This is a genomic window from Bradyrhizobium sp. B117 (assembly GCF_038969555.1).
In the GTDB taxonomy this organism is placed as follows: Bacteria; Pseudomonadota; Alphaproteobacteria; order Rhizobiales; family Xanthobacteraceae; genus Bradyrhizobium.
Window position 1 is genome coordinate 8144287 of the sequence record NZ_CP152414.1, and the last position, 16826, is coordinate 8161112.

Consider the following 16826-nt stretch of genomic DNA (forward strand, 5'->3'; position numbering starts at 1 on the left):
AGCTCGAGGTTTGGACAGGAACGTGTAAAGTTCGATGGAAGTGCTTAGATCGATCATGGGCAAAGTTGCCACAGGCGCCACTCTGACGCGTGAGGAAACTGCATCAGCCTTCGACAGCATGATGTCGGGTTACGCGACTCCCTCGCAAATCGGCGCCTTGTTGATGGGGATGCGGGTCCGGGGCGAAACGGTCGAAGAAGTCACTGGCGCCGCCTTGGCGATGCGGAATAGAATGCCGCGGGTCGAGCCGACATGCGCCCCCGTCGGCCTCGCTGGCACGAGCAAGACCCCTATGCATTCGGTCAACGTGTCGACGTGTGCTTCCTTCATCGTCGCGGGGGCCGGCATTCCTGTGGTCAAGCATGCCAACCGCGCTGCGTCTTCGGGTTCAAGCGCCCCAGTCGTGTTGGCGCGCCTCGGTGTAAAGGTTGATCTCAAGCCTGACGCGATCGCACGTTGCGTGCAGGAAGCCAACATCGGCTTCGTGTTTGCGTCAGCCCATTATCCGGCGATACAGCGCATCGGGCAGATCCGGGCCGCAGTTGGAACCCATACGACCTTTGATCTGATCGAGGCTCTGTGCAATCCGGCCGGGGTCAAGCGACAGATCGTTGGGGTATTTTCTGCCCAATGGGTGCAGCCTCTGGCGTACGTCTTGAAGAACCTTGGTGCCGAGTCGGTATGGGTTGTTCATGGCTCGGACGGGCTCGACGAAATAACCCTCACCGGCCCAACGTTTGTAGCTGCGCTTGAGGCGGGTATAGTCCGCACCTTCGAAGTGACGCCGGAACAAGCCGGGCTCCCCCGCCGCCGCAACGACGCGCTGGAAAGCAGCGATGCGGGGACTAATGCCGTTGCGCTGCAAAATGTGCTTGATGGCGTACCAGGTCCATTTCGCGACGCCGCACTTTTGAACGCGGCAGCGGCGTTGGTCGTGGCTGGGCGGGCCTCGACCCTGCAGGAAGGCGTAGCACTTGGACAAGAATCACTCGATCGCGGCGCCGCAGCCGCTCGACTGAAGCGCCTGATCGCGGTTTCGAACGCCTGACAGCCGAGCTGGCCGATGTTCCAGTATTGCGACCAGGTGCTGCTGTTCACGAACGCGACAATATTGGAGCCACGAATGCACGTCACGTCTGCGAGATTTCAAGGAGCCTGCGCCGCCAGCGCTCGTCCTGACGAAAGCAATTCGCGCCGAGCCCGGGCGCGAGAGCTAGCCTTCTTAGCGATGAGAGCCTGTTGCAGCCCACATTGCCAAGGTGAGGACCCGCAATGAAACGCGCTGCGCGCCTAAGGAGATGATGATGGCCCGGCAGAGGATTGAAACGCTCGGATCTATTGCTGCGATAGAACACATCATACGGAAGTTTCGGGAATTGATCGATACGGATAGCTCAATCCCACCGGAGTTGCGGGGTGTGCTGCACGCGACGCTCGATGAGCATCTTCTCGCGGCAAAAACACGTGTTCTCCTAAAAGTACATTAGGCGCGCGTCGATGCCATCTACATGCGGAGAAACTCTGGCAGGCGCGCTGTTACCGCAATCGGCATCATTCCCTCCCCACGGGGCCGAGCCAGATTCCAGCCCAGCTGTTTGGATCGCGACCACGATTCCCTGTGCACCGCCGCGTCGCCGGGCTGCTCAGCGCGGTTTGCTGTTTAATGGACGCCCTGTCGAAACAGAGGCGACGGCAATTCTTAGTTCTGCCGCTGCGATCGCCATCCGGCGTAACCCGCCGAGATATTGCACGTCCGTCCGGCTGTGACTGTCAGCTAATCCAGAGGACATCGAAGTCATACCCGGTCTCAATCTGAGCCTACTCGTCACGCAATTTCGACACCGGCTCCCCCATTACAGGCCCCATGGGGATCAAAGTCGTCTCTGGGTGTGGAGACACTAGAAGTGGGGTTCAACTGCAGAGGCTAATCATGAGCCACCAGTTCCCTCCCGCGATCCGGGATATGCCATCTATCCAATTGGCAGAGTTCCGCCATGCTATGCAAAGCCTGGCGAGCGGTGTCGCCATCGTGACGACCGGGACGGCAGCCGGACGATGTGGACTGACGGTGAGCTCTGTGACGTCCATCTGCATGGAGCCGCCGTGCCTGGTCGTTGGCATCAATGCCCGCTCCGAGGCACATGATGAGATCCTTGCCAACGGCAGCTTTGGAGTCAGTGTTCTCCGCAGTGACCAGGAGGACCTTGCGCTGCGTTTTGGCGGTGGGGAGGGGGCGAAAGGCGTTCACCGCTTCGATACCGGGGCCTGGGATCAGGGCGCCCTCGATGTACCGCTATTGCCCAACGCATTTTGCGCGCTCGAATGCGTTTTGTATGACCACAAGTTGCTTGGCACACACACTGTCTTTATCGGACGAATTATCGCCACCCGACAAAGCGATGGAAATCCATTGATCAACTTCCGGGGCGCACTTCGTACTTTACTGCTAGACTGAGTGCGGTTTTTGCGCAGACCCCGTCGGGACAGCAGGATGGTCGACGGCCTCACTCCCTAGTCGCTTTCCACGACAGCGATCGAACAATTGCCTGGGCTGCGACTGGTTCCACAGATTAGGCTCGTATTGAAAGGTCTCATCAGCTCCGGCGATTTCGGGCGCTTCGCCTGTCGAGCTATGCTTGTCCCGGTCTGCGACCTCCCGCGCCACGACGCGTGCGGGTACCTGGTCAGGACAACTGCATAATCCTCTCGAAAACTACCAGCTTTGGTAGATCAGTTGTGAGCGACAGGCGAGTAAGCATCGTTGCCGCAGCAGGATCGGGTTCATAGGCACGCCCCGGGTCACAATGGTTGGCGCTTCTCTAGATCTTTCGGCTCGATTCTGACGTGAGGACATAGGGACATTATGATCTTGCAGATGCGATGACAAATCGAATTCAAAGGCGTCAGACAACTCTGTCCAGCAACGGGTTCGAAATCGCCCAGATTCTCGAGGGCATTCGCCGCTGGGTCCTGATCGAATCTCCGACGGAGCGGCCGGATCAGATCAACAAACTCGCTGATGTCGTCGCAGCAGGTTATCGCGACCTGCCGGCCAGTGTCGAGCGCTTTGCGGGGCGTGACGGCTGCGGCGATCATTTGGTCAGCCGCTCTTCTTGGGGGCAGGGCGTACCGGGCATTCTGGTGTTAAGCCATCTCGACACAGTTCATCCGGTGGGGTCCATCGAACGGCTACCATTCAAGATCGAGGGCGATCGTGCGTTCGGCCCTGGCATCTACGACATGAAAGGCGGTGCCTACCTCGCCTATCACGCCTTCCGGCAAATCTGCGCCGATGATGCACGCCCGCCGCTCGGCATCACGCACCTCTACGTTTCGGACGAAGAGATCGGCAGCCCAACCTCGCGCGCGCTGATCGAGGCCGAGGGCCGCAAGGCCAAATACGTACTGGTGACCGAGCCCGCTCGCGACGGGGGCAAGGTCATCACGGGACGCAAGGGCGTTGCGCGCTTTGACGTATTCATCAAGGGCGCTCCGGCGCATGCAGGTACGCGGCCCGAGGACGGCCGCAGCGCGATCCGGGAACTCGCCCATGTGATCCAGACGCTGGAGGCGATGAACGATCTCACGCGCGGTATCACCGTCAATGTAGGCGTCGTCCGCGGCGGCACCAGGCCCAACGTCGTCGCGGAACTGGCCTATGCGCAAGTCGACGTGCGCGTCCCCACCATGGAACATGCCGACGAGCTGGTGCCGAAGATTCTCCGCATCACCTCGCGCTCCGACGGCGTCAGCGTGAAGGTATCAGGCGAATTGAACCGTCCGCCATATGAGAAGACCAGCGCCGGCGCCGCACTTTACGCACACGCCAAAACGCTTGCCGCCGAACTTGGCTTCGAGCTGCTCGACGCGTTCAGCGGCGGCGGCTCCGACAGCAATTTCACCGCGCCGCATACCGCGACCCTTGATGGCCTTGGCGTTGACGGCACGGGCGCGCATACGCATCATGAGCAACTCTACATCTCGTCGATTGAGCCTCGCGCGCGTTTGCTGTACCGCCTGTATCAGACGCTGCGATAATCCTGATGCCCAGCGAAATCAGTGACCGCGACGTGCATTTGATGACGGCCGTCGGCACATTCGCAGGACCGTTCCTCGCCCACCCCACGGCCTACAGCCCCTCTCGCCGACTCATCGAAAACTATCGGTCGGATGCCGGATTTGGCATTGCAAAATCATAGAAGTGACTGAGCTATCCAATGACGGCAGCGGAGGTCAGGCGGGCAATCGGCTGCAAAGGGCGCGAGCCCTTGGTCGCGAAAGGGCGAACGTTTCCGAGAATGGGCTTATCGGCAGCGGCCCTGAGCTCAAAGGCAGACGAACTTTCTCGACGCAAAACGCATCGCTGAATACGTGCGACACCAGACCGGCCGGCGAGCCGATTTAAGAGCTTGGCCACGTTCACACAGTGCATAAAAGGGCTTGAATCGGACGTAACGTTAAGTCGTACGGTTTTGAGGTGGGCACCTGTCTCGGTCTGCTGCCGAAATCGTGAAGGATTGCGAATGTCTCAGCTGGTCAGATCCTCGTCCCCATGGTCAAGCATGATCCTCATCCCGGTGGCGGGGGCGGTCGGAAGGATTCTGCAGCCAGTCCTATTTGCGGCGCTATGGCTCGAGCGTAGCTTGGAAAGGCTCGCCATTCCGAAAGCGAGACTACGTGGCTGTTCTGGCCCGGGGCGCCAGAGAGCCGACGAGATCAGAGTTGAGCGACGTAGACCTCCATCCGCCCCCCTAAGTTGGGGACGCTGCTTGCCGAAGCTGAACAAAGCCCCTCCTCTGGCGCGACACCGCGCCAAAATCAGTTCGCCGAACTGGCTTTCCGCTCTGTCACTGCTTTCTCGTGGTGGCAAGGCATGGCGATCGCGCAAAGGTGCGACAGATGGCTGGCCTGCGCAGGTTTTCAAGGAGCCTGAGCTGCAATTGTCGCTCCGCTTGGCCCGCGCGGCACCGCAAAATATTGCTTGGCATTATGGAGCAGCAAGTTGAAAGAGCCCGACGGCCTCAAGAAGGTCCTGTTGATTGACCATATTGAAGGCCAATGCCGTTGCATCATGGGCTTCAAAGATGGAGATGCCAGAGAGGCCTATATGTGCGGCGAGCCTGTATATCAAAGACGCGGCAAGAAACTATCTTCGTGGTGTTTTTATCACTACGGACAGATGCACACGACCGTCGCCCAGCAGAACAGAGAGAGTGATCAATCGGCCGAGATCCCTCAAGCAATATCCATTGTTCGCAACCCATGAGAACCATAATCCCTCCAAGGCCGTCTGATCATAGCCTGTATAAAGGCCAACCGAATCATGTCATCGGAGACTCGCCAAGCAATTCCGGGTTGCGGCGGAAGCCACTCGCTGCAAGCGTACTATGCGGGCGTGAGGCGCTTGAATATCGAGTTGAATCTCCGCAGCCTGACCGACCAAAAAGCTGGCGAAACTGCGATCCATTTCGAAGGGCAGCCTCTCAGCTACGTCGGCCTCGGCCGACAGACTGACCATATCGCTCGCGCTCACCGACCTAGCCTCTCTCGGAGCAGGACGGCGCCAAATGAAGCTTCGCTCAGGGCTCAACACGGCGCAGCAGGTTCACCATTGTTGGCATCACGATTCCTGTCTGATCGCGCCCAAATGCCCGGAGGTCGCGGATGCCGCGGATCCTGATCATGAATGCCGGTACGGCTCAAATGTCGGGCTCCGATCTGACACGAGCTCAACTTTCGCTGGCCGCCAATTCGGCATACCGTTCAGCGTGGTTTGCTCATGAGGGTGACCTGATAGTCTCCCCGGTAGTCATCCCCGCAGATCTGCTATCCTTCATTGGCGCGACGCTTAATTTCGACGCATCGAGTCTCTGTCTGCTTGTACCTCAAGGCGGCAACCAATCGCCGGTGCTTGATGATTGCACACTCCTGTCCAAGACTGTTGTTGAGCGAATCAACAGACATATTCGTCAGAAATCAACCTGGCGATTGTATCCCTGCTACTCTACTGAAGGCGTCGCACGCCTGGCGGCCATGCTGGGCATACCGCAGACAGGCGACGACTTCGCTCTGCAGCGGGGGCCTGATCTGTTGAACCGCAAGAGCCACTTCCGTCAATTGGCGACAAGCGTCGCACTTCCACTGCCGAATGGATCTGTCACGACAGACTCAAACGAGCTATTCAGAGCGGTCACTTCACTTAGAACCGAGACCGGCAGCGTCATTGTAAAGCTGGACAATGGAGCCGGCGGAGTCGGAAATGTCATCCTGACCGGCAATGAAAGCGATCCACTACCTGGGGCAAGAGATACCCGGCGAATTCCATGGCCCTCGTTTGATCCTGACGCGCTTTGGTCCGAGATGACAACGGCATCATGTAAGACGCTGGTCGTGGAGTCGTACCACCTGGCTGCGTCTTTGTTCTATCTCGAGTATGAAATCGAGGATGATGGTTCAATCGTTTTCATGAGCAGTGGAAACATACGTCTGCGTAAAAGCGCCGACCGATCCGATAGAGCTCTGATCTGGACAGGACTTGAGCTTCCAAGCGACCTGAGGAACGAGCAATGGTTGACTGCCCAGGCGCATGCCTACCGATTTGTGGCGCTTGCGCGAAACCTGGGATATCGCGGAATGATCAACATTGACGCCATTTTCGCGGATGACGGACGGCTGCTGTTTAACGAAGCGAACGGCCGTTGGGGTGGCGGCTCGGTGTTACACACCATTGCCGTCCGGCTGCTGGGCTTCGACTATTCCGGTTGCAACGTTCTTTTATCCGTAAGGGATGTTCGATCAGGATCCCTACAAATAGCGCATGATCGTTTGGTCAAGGAAGGCTTTCTGTTCGACCGCACACGCAAGGAGGGCGTGATCCCGCTTGCTGCCGACCCAGAGGCTGGCACCGTGGAGTGCCTTGTGATTGCGCGCGATAGGGCAGCGGCCCGCGATCTGCAGTACCACCTACTGCGAATGGTTTGATTGAGATCCCAGCGACCATATCTTCAACCGCTCATCATCTGCACTTGTCCCTGCTTTCGATCGCGCGAGATACCTGACGACGGGACGTGAATGTTTGCCTCGTCTAACTCGAGCTCTGTCAGCCCTAATCGGGATCACCCTTAAGTCGCTACTGAAGTGCCGATCGGTGATGAGGTCCTCGAGGTGCAGCGGCTCATGGACTGGCCTCTCGCCTTGCGCCAATCGTCCAATCAGCGCTGGCGTCGCGTCTACCACCTAGGTACCCTATCCAGGCCGTTCTGCTGCCGGGCCAGCGGGCCGGTTGCAGGCGGAAGCCGAGACGTGCTGCGAGCTGTTCTGCAAACGGTACTGTTGGCAGACTGGGCGGAGTCATAGTGATAGGCAACCGGGGCGGTAGGCACGCGCCTCAACCAACAGAAGCGACCAGTGGGCGCCGGCACCAGTAACGCCCGCATCGTTCACAGGTACGAACAGGAAATCGGCGGTATCGTTACCATCCTGATCATTGACGATCTGCTGGAGGCTTGTACGCGGTCGCGGTGGCTCGGGATCAAGCGCAGCAGCTGGGCTTGCGCAGGTTGAACGAATCGGATCCGGGCGGCGAGATCCGGTTCATTTCGAAGCAACTCTTGTTCCACATGCTCATCGCCCCGGCAGCTTTTGCCAGAGCCAGTCTGAGCACAAGATGCCAAGCTACTACCCTCTCCTGAGAGCTCCCCCCTTACCAAATTCATTCGAAAGCGATCTCAGCCACCCCACCTCATGTGCCAGCGGTAGAACTTTCGACGATCCGGCGGTTCGCGCCGCTGCGTTTTGAACAGAAGTAGACGAGCGATCGGCGCTCGCCGGACAGCACAGGCTTCACCTCGTGCCGGAGCTTACATGTGGTGACAAGCACAGCGCCAAATGGCGGTCGGAATACCTGGTGTTCGTACCCGCTTGGATATACCACGAACTCCCCGCCCTCGAAGTCCCTCGCCAGCTGCACGATGACCGCGTACTCGAAATCCGGATCGCTCGCAGAATCCAGATGAATGCCAACAAACGAACCAGGAGGCATCCGATGCATTTGGCATCTGCGAATCACGTGATCCGACGTGGCCCCCAAGATCTTTCTTACCGCGAAGCTGCGGTCTTTCCTTTCAAGTAGTTCCATGATCTGCCGTGGAGCTGCACCGCTCACGTCGCTAGGAGCGCGGCCGGGCGGGTCTACCCTCACGCGTTTGACGAAAACATTGTGCGAGTCGCCGGCATCTCCCTGCCTCACTTCTTCTTCGGAAATCTCAGCCTGCAGCTGATCGATTTTGGACAAGTCATCTTCGGTGAACAATATCTGGGGGCCGATCACGACCGTCCCCTTTACCAGCAGTTCTATGCGGTATTTTGTCAAAGCTTCTTCTGAAAGAAGACGAGATTTATGATTCATTGCGCGCGCCATTCGAGTTCACTCCAGGGTTTTATCTTCGACGCAGGACTGAAGGTCCTGGTGCATCGAGCGGAAGGCTTGGTCCCAATGCTCGCCATCGAACTCGCTTACTGTTATGCGTTCGATCGTCCCTTTATCGAGGCATCGAATATTTACGCTGAATCCGGCGGGGTTCGAGCGCGGCCTATAGAATGGCTTTACGCCACAAACCCGGCAAAACGTGTGCCGAGCGATGTTCTTATTGAACTGATACGTCGTGAGGAATTCTTCGCCGCACTCAATGCGAAGCTTATTGCCGGGTACGAGCAAGTGCAGAAATCCAGACATTTCGCAGATTGAACAGTTGCATCGAACTGCAGAGAGCTCTCGCGGTGCTTTGACGTAGAACTTGACAGAACCACAATGACAACGGCCATGATGCTCGACCTCCGAGTGATCATCTCCCTTCAGTGAGGCAATTCGGCGCAGATCGCGGCACCACTGTAGGCTGAGCCGATAGGCTCGATCGAATTCATCCAAAAAGTGGTTATTCCTATCAGCCGGGATAAGTTCGCCGATCAGCCGGCCTGTCATTTCTCCGTGGTACTTCTCCGCAGGATCTTCTCCGCCGACGTGGCTACGGAAGTACTCAAGATCGTCAGGCCGCGCCTTAAAGGTTTTGACCAGAGTGGTCCATAGCGACTCGATCATGTCCGCAGCATGTAGCTCAAAAGCGACCATGTAGGCGCAACGCACTAAGGGATCGTTCGATGACAATCCGGCATAGAGAGAATGCAGGTACCGCTTGGTCGTGGCGCTGTAGTTGGGCCGTATTGCTCTGCCGAGTAGTTGCGACGCATCCCTTCTAAGCAGGTTGGAGTGGAAGTTCTCAGTCACCAGAATGTCGGGTAGCGCCGCCTTGCCTCCCTGGAGAATTTGGCCATAACCGCCCGTCTCATCCCAACAGATGAAATTTCCAACCACGCTGGTCAGTTCAATGTCCCTCGCAATATCTCGATTGTGATTCATTGCATCGAAAATGAGTTCCCGTTGCGACCCCGCCTGCAGGTGCGGGAACGCCTGTGACATCGCCAGATAGTCAGGCAGCAGGCGAGCGACCTGGTCCTTGGACATCTCCGCAGCGAACGGGTGCGGGCCGAACAGGGCTCGTGCTTGCTCAGTCAAATACTTGCAGCATATCTGCGGAGACTGATCGGGTGTCAATCGAGACGCTTGAGATGTCATGTGACTCCTGGTGATGAGGAGAGAACGGTCTTTGACGGAGCACCGCGCCAGCTATGGGCCACCGCGAGTTCGTTGGTTTCGATGGGCTTGTCTCGCGTTCACCATCTAGGCAACATTTTTGGTTGCGCCTTCGCGGTAGCAGACAGCGGCATTCAGTGCTGCTAACCCGCATCGAACGGAGCACGTAGATCAACTGAGCGGCGGCGATCAAGACGGATTCCGGTCCACGAAACGTTCGATGCCGCGAATTTCCGGGCCGGCCATCATACGCTTTCAGCGTCATGGTGAGATATTACGCCGCGCGGGCCCTCGCTGTTGCTGCTCCTGCCAGTCGATCGAACCGCTGTGAGCTTCGCACAGCTTTGCAAGGATTATCCGCATCTACCTGGCTCGCTGCTGGCTGCCACGAGATTCTCAAAGAGACCGACGCTATGTTTCACGTTAGCGAGTGCCACCACGATGTCTTCTTGCACGCTTACAGCAATCACCGTGCCAAATCGTGCACTCGCTCCAAAGATTTTGAGTACATTGACAAAATCGCGGCCGACTCCTCGTCGCAAGTGTATTGAACCTGACAGCGCTTGCACCGCTGTCGGACACCAGACGGCGAAGAGCCACCCGCCACTCACAACGGGCCAATGAGTATAGGGATACTGAATCGCGGAGATTGGTTCAAAGTGCCACAAAAGTCGGCTTCGCGCCTTGAACAGCGCGACAAGCGCTTTGGGGAGCGGGCGCTGGCATGGTGATCCCGTTCGCTGACGTAATCCATCTTCGCTCGCGACAACTACGCGCTAAGCAGTTGCCTCAACGCCATCGAACACGACCATATAGTGGGATCTGGACGCATTCGCAGCCCTTTGTCGATGCACCTGACAATCGCGGCCAACTCCGGGCATTGATCGAGGCCATAACGCGGTCTAGGGAACACGCGGTCCCCGATGCCCTTGGAAATCGAGGAACGCCATGGACCATAACGCGCAGGTCGCGAGCTGAAATACCTAGCTAGATCTTGTGCGTCCACACGAGTGCCTCTGGTGTTGGTACATCTTTGACCGTTTCGCTCCAGATCAAGCGGCACGGGCAAGTGCAGCAAGATCGGCTTCGAGCTTCGGCTGACGCTTGAAAATCGCGTCTATCAACGCCTGCGCCGGTTGCTCGCCGGCCTCGACCAGCGCGGCCTTCTCAGCCCGCGCAGAGGGAGCGAACACTCGCTTGACGACAGTCGGCGATCCCTTGAGGCCGCATTTGGAGACGTCCTCGATACCCGCATCGTTTGCGCTCCATTTCACGATTTTGGCGCGCGCGGCGCGCAAGGCATCCGCCATCGCGCCTCGCCGAATCTGATTCGTTGCCTCCAGCATGGTGATGAGACAGGGCAGCCTCGTGTGCAGCACCTGGACACCACCTTCGGCGCGTCGTTCTGCTTCAATTGTATGGGCGGCGAGATCTAAGGATCTGACTTTCGCAACGTAGGTTAGCTGCAATACGCCCAGCCGCTTTGCGATGCCGGGCCCAACCTGCGCCGTATCGCCGTCGATGGTCTGCTTCCCCGTGAAGATGAGGTTTGTCGGGCCATATTCCTTACCAATTTTTCGGATGGCAGTTGCAAGTGCATACGTCGTGGCCAGGGTGTCGGAGCCCGCAAAGCAGCGATCGGTGAGCAGGACGGCGCGATCGGCGCCGTAAGTCAGCGCCTTTCGCAAAGAGTCTTCCGCCGATGGCGGTCCCATTGTAAGCACCGTAATTTCGCCGCCGAACCGATCGCGCAGCTCCAGCGCGGCCTCGAGGGCGAAGAGGTCATATGGGTTAATGATGGTCGGCACTCCCTGACGCATGATTGTATTGGTCACGGGGTGCACGCGGATCTGCGCCGAGTCCGGAACCTGTTTGATGCAGACGACGTTGTGCACGGTGTTGCTCCCAAAAGCTGCGCCAGCTGCGGAGAGCACAGCAAGTGTCGTACCATCGCCCGCCCTTTGGGATCGGCTTGCCATCACAGAGGCTTAGTCCCGGTAATGCGCGCCTCTAGGCCGCTCCCCGACGAACGAATCCTAACACTGTCAGAACTGCGACAGCGCTTTTCAGCAGGCCGCGCCAGCTGAGTGATGCTAGGACGGCTTGCGACAGATTACCCCGCCAATCACCGGCGACCGGCTGACCGGGTGACGTTCAATGAGCATTGGGCGCTCACTAGTCCGGAGCTTGATCGACGGATAGGCATGACGCTCGTTACATGATCCGCAACCGACTGTTCGCGATTGCATGGCCCGCAATGACGCTAAGTATGTCATTGTGAGCAAGTCCCTTTGTCATCGAACCAGGTGAACCCGCCCTTCGACAGCAGTCCCGCAAGCGCGCGGGATGCTCGGGGCCAAGTTGCCCCCGTGGGCAGACCCATTTCCTTCAGATTGTGATGAGAATGCCTATCGGAGATCGTTCTCGTGTAGCTATTTCGCAGTAGCAGTTCCGACCGATGTCGTCGTTCAGAACCGCTTTATCTCTATTCCATATTTCCTCAGCGCGTAGCCAATTTGACGCGGCGTTAGCCCGAGCAGGCGCGCTGCTTTTGCCTGCACCCATCCAGATCTTTCCATGGCCGCAATGACCCGTTCGCGATCGGCCATCTTGGCGCCACTAACGAGAACTGTGCCGGGAGGCCCCAGTGAGGCCAGTTCGCCGCCGACAGACTGGACCGGCTGGGTCGCTTCAGCTAGCGGAATGGTGGATTTTGCAGGCACCGACGGCGTGGGTGCGAGCTGGTCCAGTCTCTCGTCGGAGGTGCCTTTCCACAGCATCGCAGAAAGACACTGGCCGTGGCAGCATGCAAAGTCACTTCTCACAATCGATGATCCGGCGCACAGCGTCGCTGTCCGCTCGATGCAATTTTCGAGTTCGCGGACATTTCCCGGAAAGCCGCAGTTCATCAGTACATCCATCCCGCTCGCCTCCAAGGTCAGAGTACGACCGTTCTCGTTATTGAAATTTCTGAGGAACTCCCTGGCTAGAAGCGGAATATCACTGCGTCTTTCGCGCAAGGGCGGCAACAGCAAGGGCACTACACTTATGCGATAGTAAAGGTCCGCGCGGAACTCGCTCCTTGCGACAGCCTCTTCAAGGTTCTTGTTGGTCGCAGCTATCACTCGAACATCGACCTTAACAGTCTGGTTGCTGCCGACGCGCTCGAACTCCTGCTCTTGGAGAACGCGCAGCAACTTCGCCTGGAACGGAGCTGAGATCTCGCCAATCTCGTCAAGAAACAGCGTTCCTTTGTCAGCAAGTTCGAAGCGTCCCTTGCGCGAGCTGAACGCACCCGTAAAGGCGCCTTTCTCATGTCCAAACAATTCTGATTCCAGGACGGTCTCAGGAAGCGCCGCGCAATTCAGCTTAACAAACGGGCGCCTGGCGCGGGACGATGATTCGTGAATGGCCTTGGCTACGAGTTCCTTTCCCGTACCGGATTCGCCACGCAGCAGAACCGTGCTATTAGATCTGGCTACAATCGCGATCTTCTCCAGCAGCCCGCGCAGGGCCGGACTATCGCCAATGATTCCATGGGCGAGTAGCTTCTTGCGCTCCCGAGGGGGTTGCCTGAGGTCGAGTACTTGCTTTTGTAGCCGGTCTTTCTCCGCCATCAATCGTTCGCGATCGCAGGCGAACAAGCGATGTAACTTCACTGTTTGTCCCACCAGGTTGGCGATCATGGCGAGCAGTCGCGCATCGTACTCGATCCCGAGACTCGACCTATCGTCCCGGATACGATCAACCGTCAGCGTACCCACGACCTTCGGCTCAATGCGAATCGGAACCCCGATGAACGAAACTGGCGTATCATCAGAGGCGCCGAGCACTTCCCGGTCGGCAGCGCTGAATACCGGCTCGGCGGCCGCGTTCTCGACGACAACAGGCCTGTCCGTCGCGATGATCTGGTCGATTACTTTCCGCGGCAGCCGCATCCGGTAACGTTCGTCGCTGCCTTCGCTCCAGCCCGCCCCCACTGTAATGTCCGGCATGCCGTCGTCATCGAACAGTGAAATGATGCCGTGGCGCATCTGCACAAACGACTGCAGAAGATCAAGAACGTTGGCTAACGTGACCTCGAGCCGACAAGGAGCGGTGAGTATTTTCGATATCTCGAAGATGCCGGTCAGCGCGCTCTCACGCAACGGCTCGCTCGAGAGCTTACGTTCCGGCTCCGGTTGCGGTGCGGGTCGTTCGCATGAGGAAGGTATATCCAGCATGAGGCGGTCTCCGTTCTCTCGATCATCCTCCCTGGTACTTTGTCCGGGTTGGCGAGCTTCGTTTTGCATGTCGCTCTCGATCTGACGCCAAGTGTTCACGAGATGACATAGAACCGTAACACCTTTTCATGGCACGACGGTAAACTTACGGTGTGCTTTCATTCCATTTTGCAGATTGCGCACGCGTCGTCAGCGGAGAACATAACTACCGCTGCTGCAGCTCAAGTCAGCGGTGTCCCCAAGGCCGGCTCATTCACAGATGCTGCCCACCATTGACCGGCACCTCGGCCCCCGCGACATAGCTCGCCGCATCCGAGCACAGGAAGAAGATGACCTTGGCCACTTCGTCCGGGGTTCCCACTCTGCGAAGCGGGATACTTGGCACGAGACGCGCTTCTGTGTCGGGCGATAACATGTCCGTCCTGATCTCGCCGGGCGCGATCGCATTCACGCGAATTCCATGCGGTGCATAATCGTGGGCCATTTCGCGTGTCAGGCTCGCGAGCGCAGCTTTCGACGTCGCATAGGCACTGCCCGCAAACGGGTGCACCTGCGAGCCCGCAATCGAAGTCACATTCACGATCGATCCTGACGCGGCTCTTAGCTCGTCAAACAGCCCCTGCGCCAGCAGGATCGGGGCCACCAGGTTGAGATGGAACACCCTCATCCAGGTCTCGATCGACGTCGTCAACGACGTCATCCGATCGCCAGCGGGCGTTTTCGGCGAGACGCCGGCATTGTTCACCAGTGCGTGCAAAGGTGCACCGGCCAAGCGCTCTTTGACCTCAGTGATCGCGCGCGGCAGCATTCGATGATTGCTGAGATCGATCTGCACGTGATCTTCGTTCCCTGCCTCCCAGGGGCATCGCTGGCCGTCGAACGGCTGACGCGCGCAAGAAATGATGCGCCAGCCCGCCTCAGAGAACAGCTTGGCAGTGGCGTGACCAATTCCGCGCGATGCTCCGGTGAGCAACATCACTTTCTGTTCTCCGCCATGAACACGGGCTTTATCGGTCTGAAAAGGGCAAGCTAAATTTGTGTCGGGCACCTGGCCTTCGATCAGATCGTTCTTTGGCAGATCGAGATCCACGCCCGCCTCCTCTCCTGCTGCGTGCGGCATGCGTAGCAGGATTTGGGCCACTGCGATGCATGTAAATCCGCTTCCGTTTTGCGTCCTAGTGTCGCGCACGCGGAATGCTCGGTTCGTTCAAGACATAGTGCGTGTGCTTTGCGACAGCGATGGTGCATCAGCTACGTAAACTAGCGAGCACACTCGCCGTCGTAAGGACAAGGCTGCGAGCAGCGCCCCAACTCGAAAGCTGACGTTACCAGAGTCGCACGTTAGATTCGTCGGCAAATGATGCCGACTTCATCGCGGCCTGCTCGGACGTATCCAGCACTGGCACATCGCCGGGCGGATTGATTCCGGACCGCGACCTGGCGTACTGAATGTTTCTTCAAAATAGTGGATTTCGAGAGCGCCCGTTCACACCAGCGAGTACCGACCGCCAAGACGGAGCTCACGGGATGAACGGAGAGCCTTTCGATATATTCATCCGCGATCGACGACCGATTAGCGTCGACTTGCGCCCCCGAAGCGAGGACGTGTTACACCTGTTTACCGTGGCGGCAGCCACGCTAAGGTCATTGTTGTCGACGTCGAGCTTCAGCGGAAGACATTCGGCCCCCGCGTCGCTCTGTTCTCCGGTGGAAGTTCGCGACAGAGCATCACTTCGGCCAGACAATTCCCGCCCCGAAAGATCTGCCAATACTGCTGGATGCAAAAAGCGGCAATCAGATCAATCACGCGGGCAACGGCTCTCATGAAGCCACGAGCGCTTGCGAGGATTCTTCAATCAGGATCAATCGGCTCGGATCGTTCAAATCGAATTCTATAACGCGTGGGGCAAAGAGACGCGCATAGCGCGTAAAGGCGCTCGTCGGGGGAAAACGAATCACAGTGTCGCAGCGCGCAAGGAGGTACATATCGATGAGGGCGGAAAAGCCGCCCTCGGCTCCGAGCGTGGCGTTGTGCAATGGGCCGGCCTGAGGGGCCTGGAACTGTTTTGGAATCGTGAAAACATCAGGAAATATAGTCGAAACCTTCTCAAGGACGATCGCGCTGTCCGTGCACAGGAAAGCCTTCACGGGTTTTGAGTGGGGTAACTCCCTAGCCTTATCAATGGCATTACAGACCTGTCGCAAGGCGCGCTCAGCGTCAGCCCAGTAGGGAGCATGCCCCATAATGTCCTCGCCGTTGCCATGCCGGACATGAATGCCGATTACGCTGTACGATTCAAAGTGCTCGCGGTAGATCGCATTAATTCGAGACTGAATTTCAGGTCGTGGCTTGATGCTCCGGAAGACTTCTCGTTCGGCCTCCTGATCGCAGCGCCACATCAGGCAGGCGTCACACACAACCGTCTTAGCGTCACTATCTTTCCGACTTTGGAACAGTTGATCGAGTTCGTCGCGTTCTCGGAAAATCTGTTCGTCCGGACGGTAGATGCAATCGATGGATGGCTTGTTCCACCATGCCGGGAAGAATGGTCCCGGAAATGAATAATGATTGATCTCGTTGTCGCAAATCACCCGCACGCCAGCAATGCCTTGAACCGGTTCGAAGAAGACTGGAAAGGCGTTCGTGGATGGCTCATCGAGATAACAAGATCCCCGCCAATCAATGGCTAGCGTCCGTCCTGTCTGCTTTGCAAAACGCCAAGCTGCCGCCAGTGACCACAGGCAGTCGCCGAACCCCGTGCGTCGCCGGGAAACTACGAACCTATCATTCTTCGAACCGCTCTGCATTGCCTCTTCCCGGGCTCCTGGTTGGACAAGAGACGTCATTGCAGACGTCTCACGTATCATCTTGTCCGACGTCACGGTCTGAAACCGCGGTGCCGGCGAGCTGCGTCGGTAGAACTTCATAGCAGCGCTATCCGTGATGGGCCGCG

At 57.9% G+C, this 16826-nt stretch carries 11 protein-coding genes; 5 read left to right on the top strand and 6 right to left on the bottom strand.

The window, feature by feature from the left end; genetic code table 11:
* The first annotated feature begins 34 nt into the window (after window positions 1-34).
* The 5 genes from trpD (at window position 35) to AAFG16_RS39300 (ending at window position 6981) form a co-directional block, all read left to right on the top strand.
* Window positions 35-1048, top strand: a complete 1014-nt coding sequence (gene trpD / locus AAFG16_RS39280) for an anthranilate phosphoribosyltransferase (protein ID WP_342734040.1) — start codon at window positions 35-37, stop codon at window positions 1046-1048.
* An 882-nt stretch (window positions 1049-1930) separates the two neighbouring features.
* Window positions 1931-2455, top strand: coding sequence for a flavin reductase family protein (locus tag AAFG16_RS39285; RefSeq protein WP_271608539.1), 525 nt, complete (start codon window positions 1931-1933; stop codon window positions 2453-2455).
* A 425-nt stretch (window positions 2456-2880) separates the two neighbouring features.
* On the top strand, window positions 2881-4038 hold the full coding sequence (locus tag AAFG16_RS39290; protein WP_342734042.1) for a M20 family metallopeptidase: 1158 nt from the start codon (window positions 2881-2883) through the stop codon (window positions 4036-4038).
* Between the two features lie 964 nt (window positions 4039-5002).
* The gene (locus AAFG16_RS39295; protein WP_271608542.1) at window positions 5003-5266 is read left to right on the top strand and encodes a hypothetical protein; all 264 of its coding nucleotides are present in this window, start codon (window positions 5003-5005) and stop codon (window positions 5264-5266) included.
* Between the two features lie 398 nt (window positions 5267-5664).
* Window positions 5665-6981 carry a peptide ligase PGM1-related protein gene (locus tag AAFG16_RS39300; RefSeq protein ID WP_342734044.1) on the top strand — a complete coding sequence of 439 codons (1317 nt, stop codon included), beginning with the start codon at window positions 5665-5667 and terminating at the stop codon, window positions 6979-6981.
* Between the two features lie 760 nt (window positions 6982-7741).
* Here AAFG16_RS39300 and AAFG16_RS39305 read toward each other — a convergent pair.
* From AAFG16_RS39305 to AAFG16_RS39330, 6 genes are all read right to left on the bottom strand, one after another.
* Complete coding sequence (locus tag AAFG16_RS39305; protein ID WP_342734046.1) at window positions 7742-8419, bottom strand: 2OG-Fe(II) oxygenase; 678 nt, start codon at window positions 8417-8419, stop codon at window positions 7742-7744.
* Between the two features lie 6 nt (window positions 8420-8425).
* On the bottom strand, window positions 8426-9631 hold the full coding sequence (locus AAFG16_RS39310; protein WP_342734048.1) for a GFA family protein: 1206 nt from the start codon (window positions 9629-9631) through the stop codon (window positions 8426-8428).
* Window positions 9632-10701: 1070 nt separating this feature from the next.
* Window positions 10702-11544, bottom strand: a complete 843-nt coding sequence (locus tag AAFG16_RS39315) for an electron transfer flavoprotein subunit beta/FixA family protein (protein WP_092217786.1) — start codon at window positions 11542-11544, stop codon at window positions 10702-10704.
* A gap of 573 nt (window positions 11545-12117) precedes the next feature.
* Window positions 12118-13872: a nif-specific transcriptional activator NifA gene (gene nifA / locus AAFG16_RS39320; protein ID WP_342734051.1), complete on the bottom strand. Its 1755-nt coding sequence runs from the start codon at window positions 13870-13872 to the stop codon at window positions 12118-12120.
* Between the two features lie 253 nt (window positions 13873-14125).
* Window positions 14126-14962: an SDR family oxidoreductase gene (locus tag AAFG16_RS39325; protein ID WP_271608548.1), complete on the bottom strand. Its 837-nt coding sequence runs from the start codon at window positions 14960-14962 to the stop codon at window positions 14126-14128.
* Between the two features lie 731 nt (window positions 14963-15693).
* Window positions 15694-16800, bottom strand: a complete 1107-nt coding sequence (locus AAFG16_RS39330; RefSeq protein ID WP_342734054.1) for a nodulation protein NodZ — start codon at window positions 16798-16800, stop codon at window positions 15694-15696.
* Between the last annotated feature and the right edge of the window lie 26 nt (window positions 16801-16826).

Coding starts and splice junctions, on each gene's coding strand:
- trpD (WP_342734040.1), top strand. CDS start 35: ATGGAAGTGCTTAGATCGATCATGGGCAAAGTTGCCACAGGCGCCACT.
- AAFG16_RS39285 (WP_271608539.1), top strand. CDS start 1,931: ATGAGCCACCAGTTCCCTCCCGCGATCCGGGATATGCCATCTATCCAA.
- AAFG16_RS39290 (WP_342734042.1), top strand. CDS start 2,881: ATGACAAATCGAATTCAAAGGCGTCAGACAACTCTGTCCAGCAACGGG.
- AAFG16_RS39300 (WP_342734044.1), top strand. CDS start 5,665: ATGCCGCGGATCCTGATCATGAATGCCGGTACGGCTCAAATGTCGGGC.
- AAFG16_RS39305 (WP_342734046.1), bottom strand. CDS start 8,419: ATGGCGCGCGCAATGAATCATAAATCTCGTCTTCTTTCAGAAGAAGCT.
- AAFG16_RS39310 (WP_342734048.1), bottom strand. CDS start 9,631: ATGACATCTCAAGCGTCTCGATTGACACCCGATCAGTCTCCGCAGATA.
- nifA (WP_342734051.1), bottom strand. CDS start 13,872: ATGCTGGATATACCTTCCTCATGCGAACGACCCGCACCGCAACCGGAG.
- AAFG16_RS39330 (WP_342734054.1), bottom strand. CDS start 16,800: ATGAAGTTCTACCGACGCAGCTCGCCGGCACCGCGGTTTCAGACCGTG.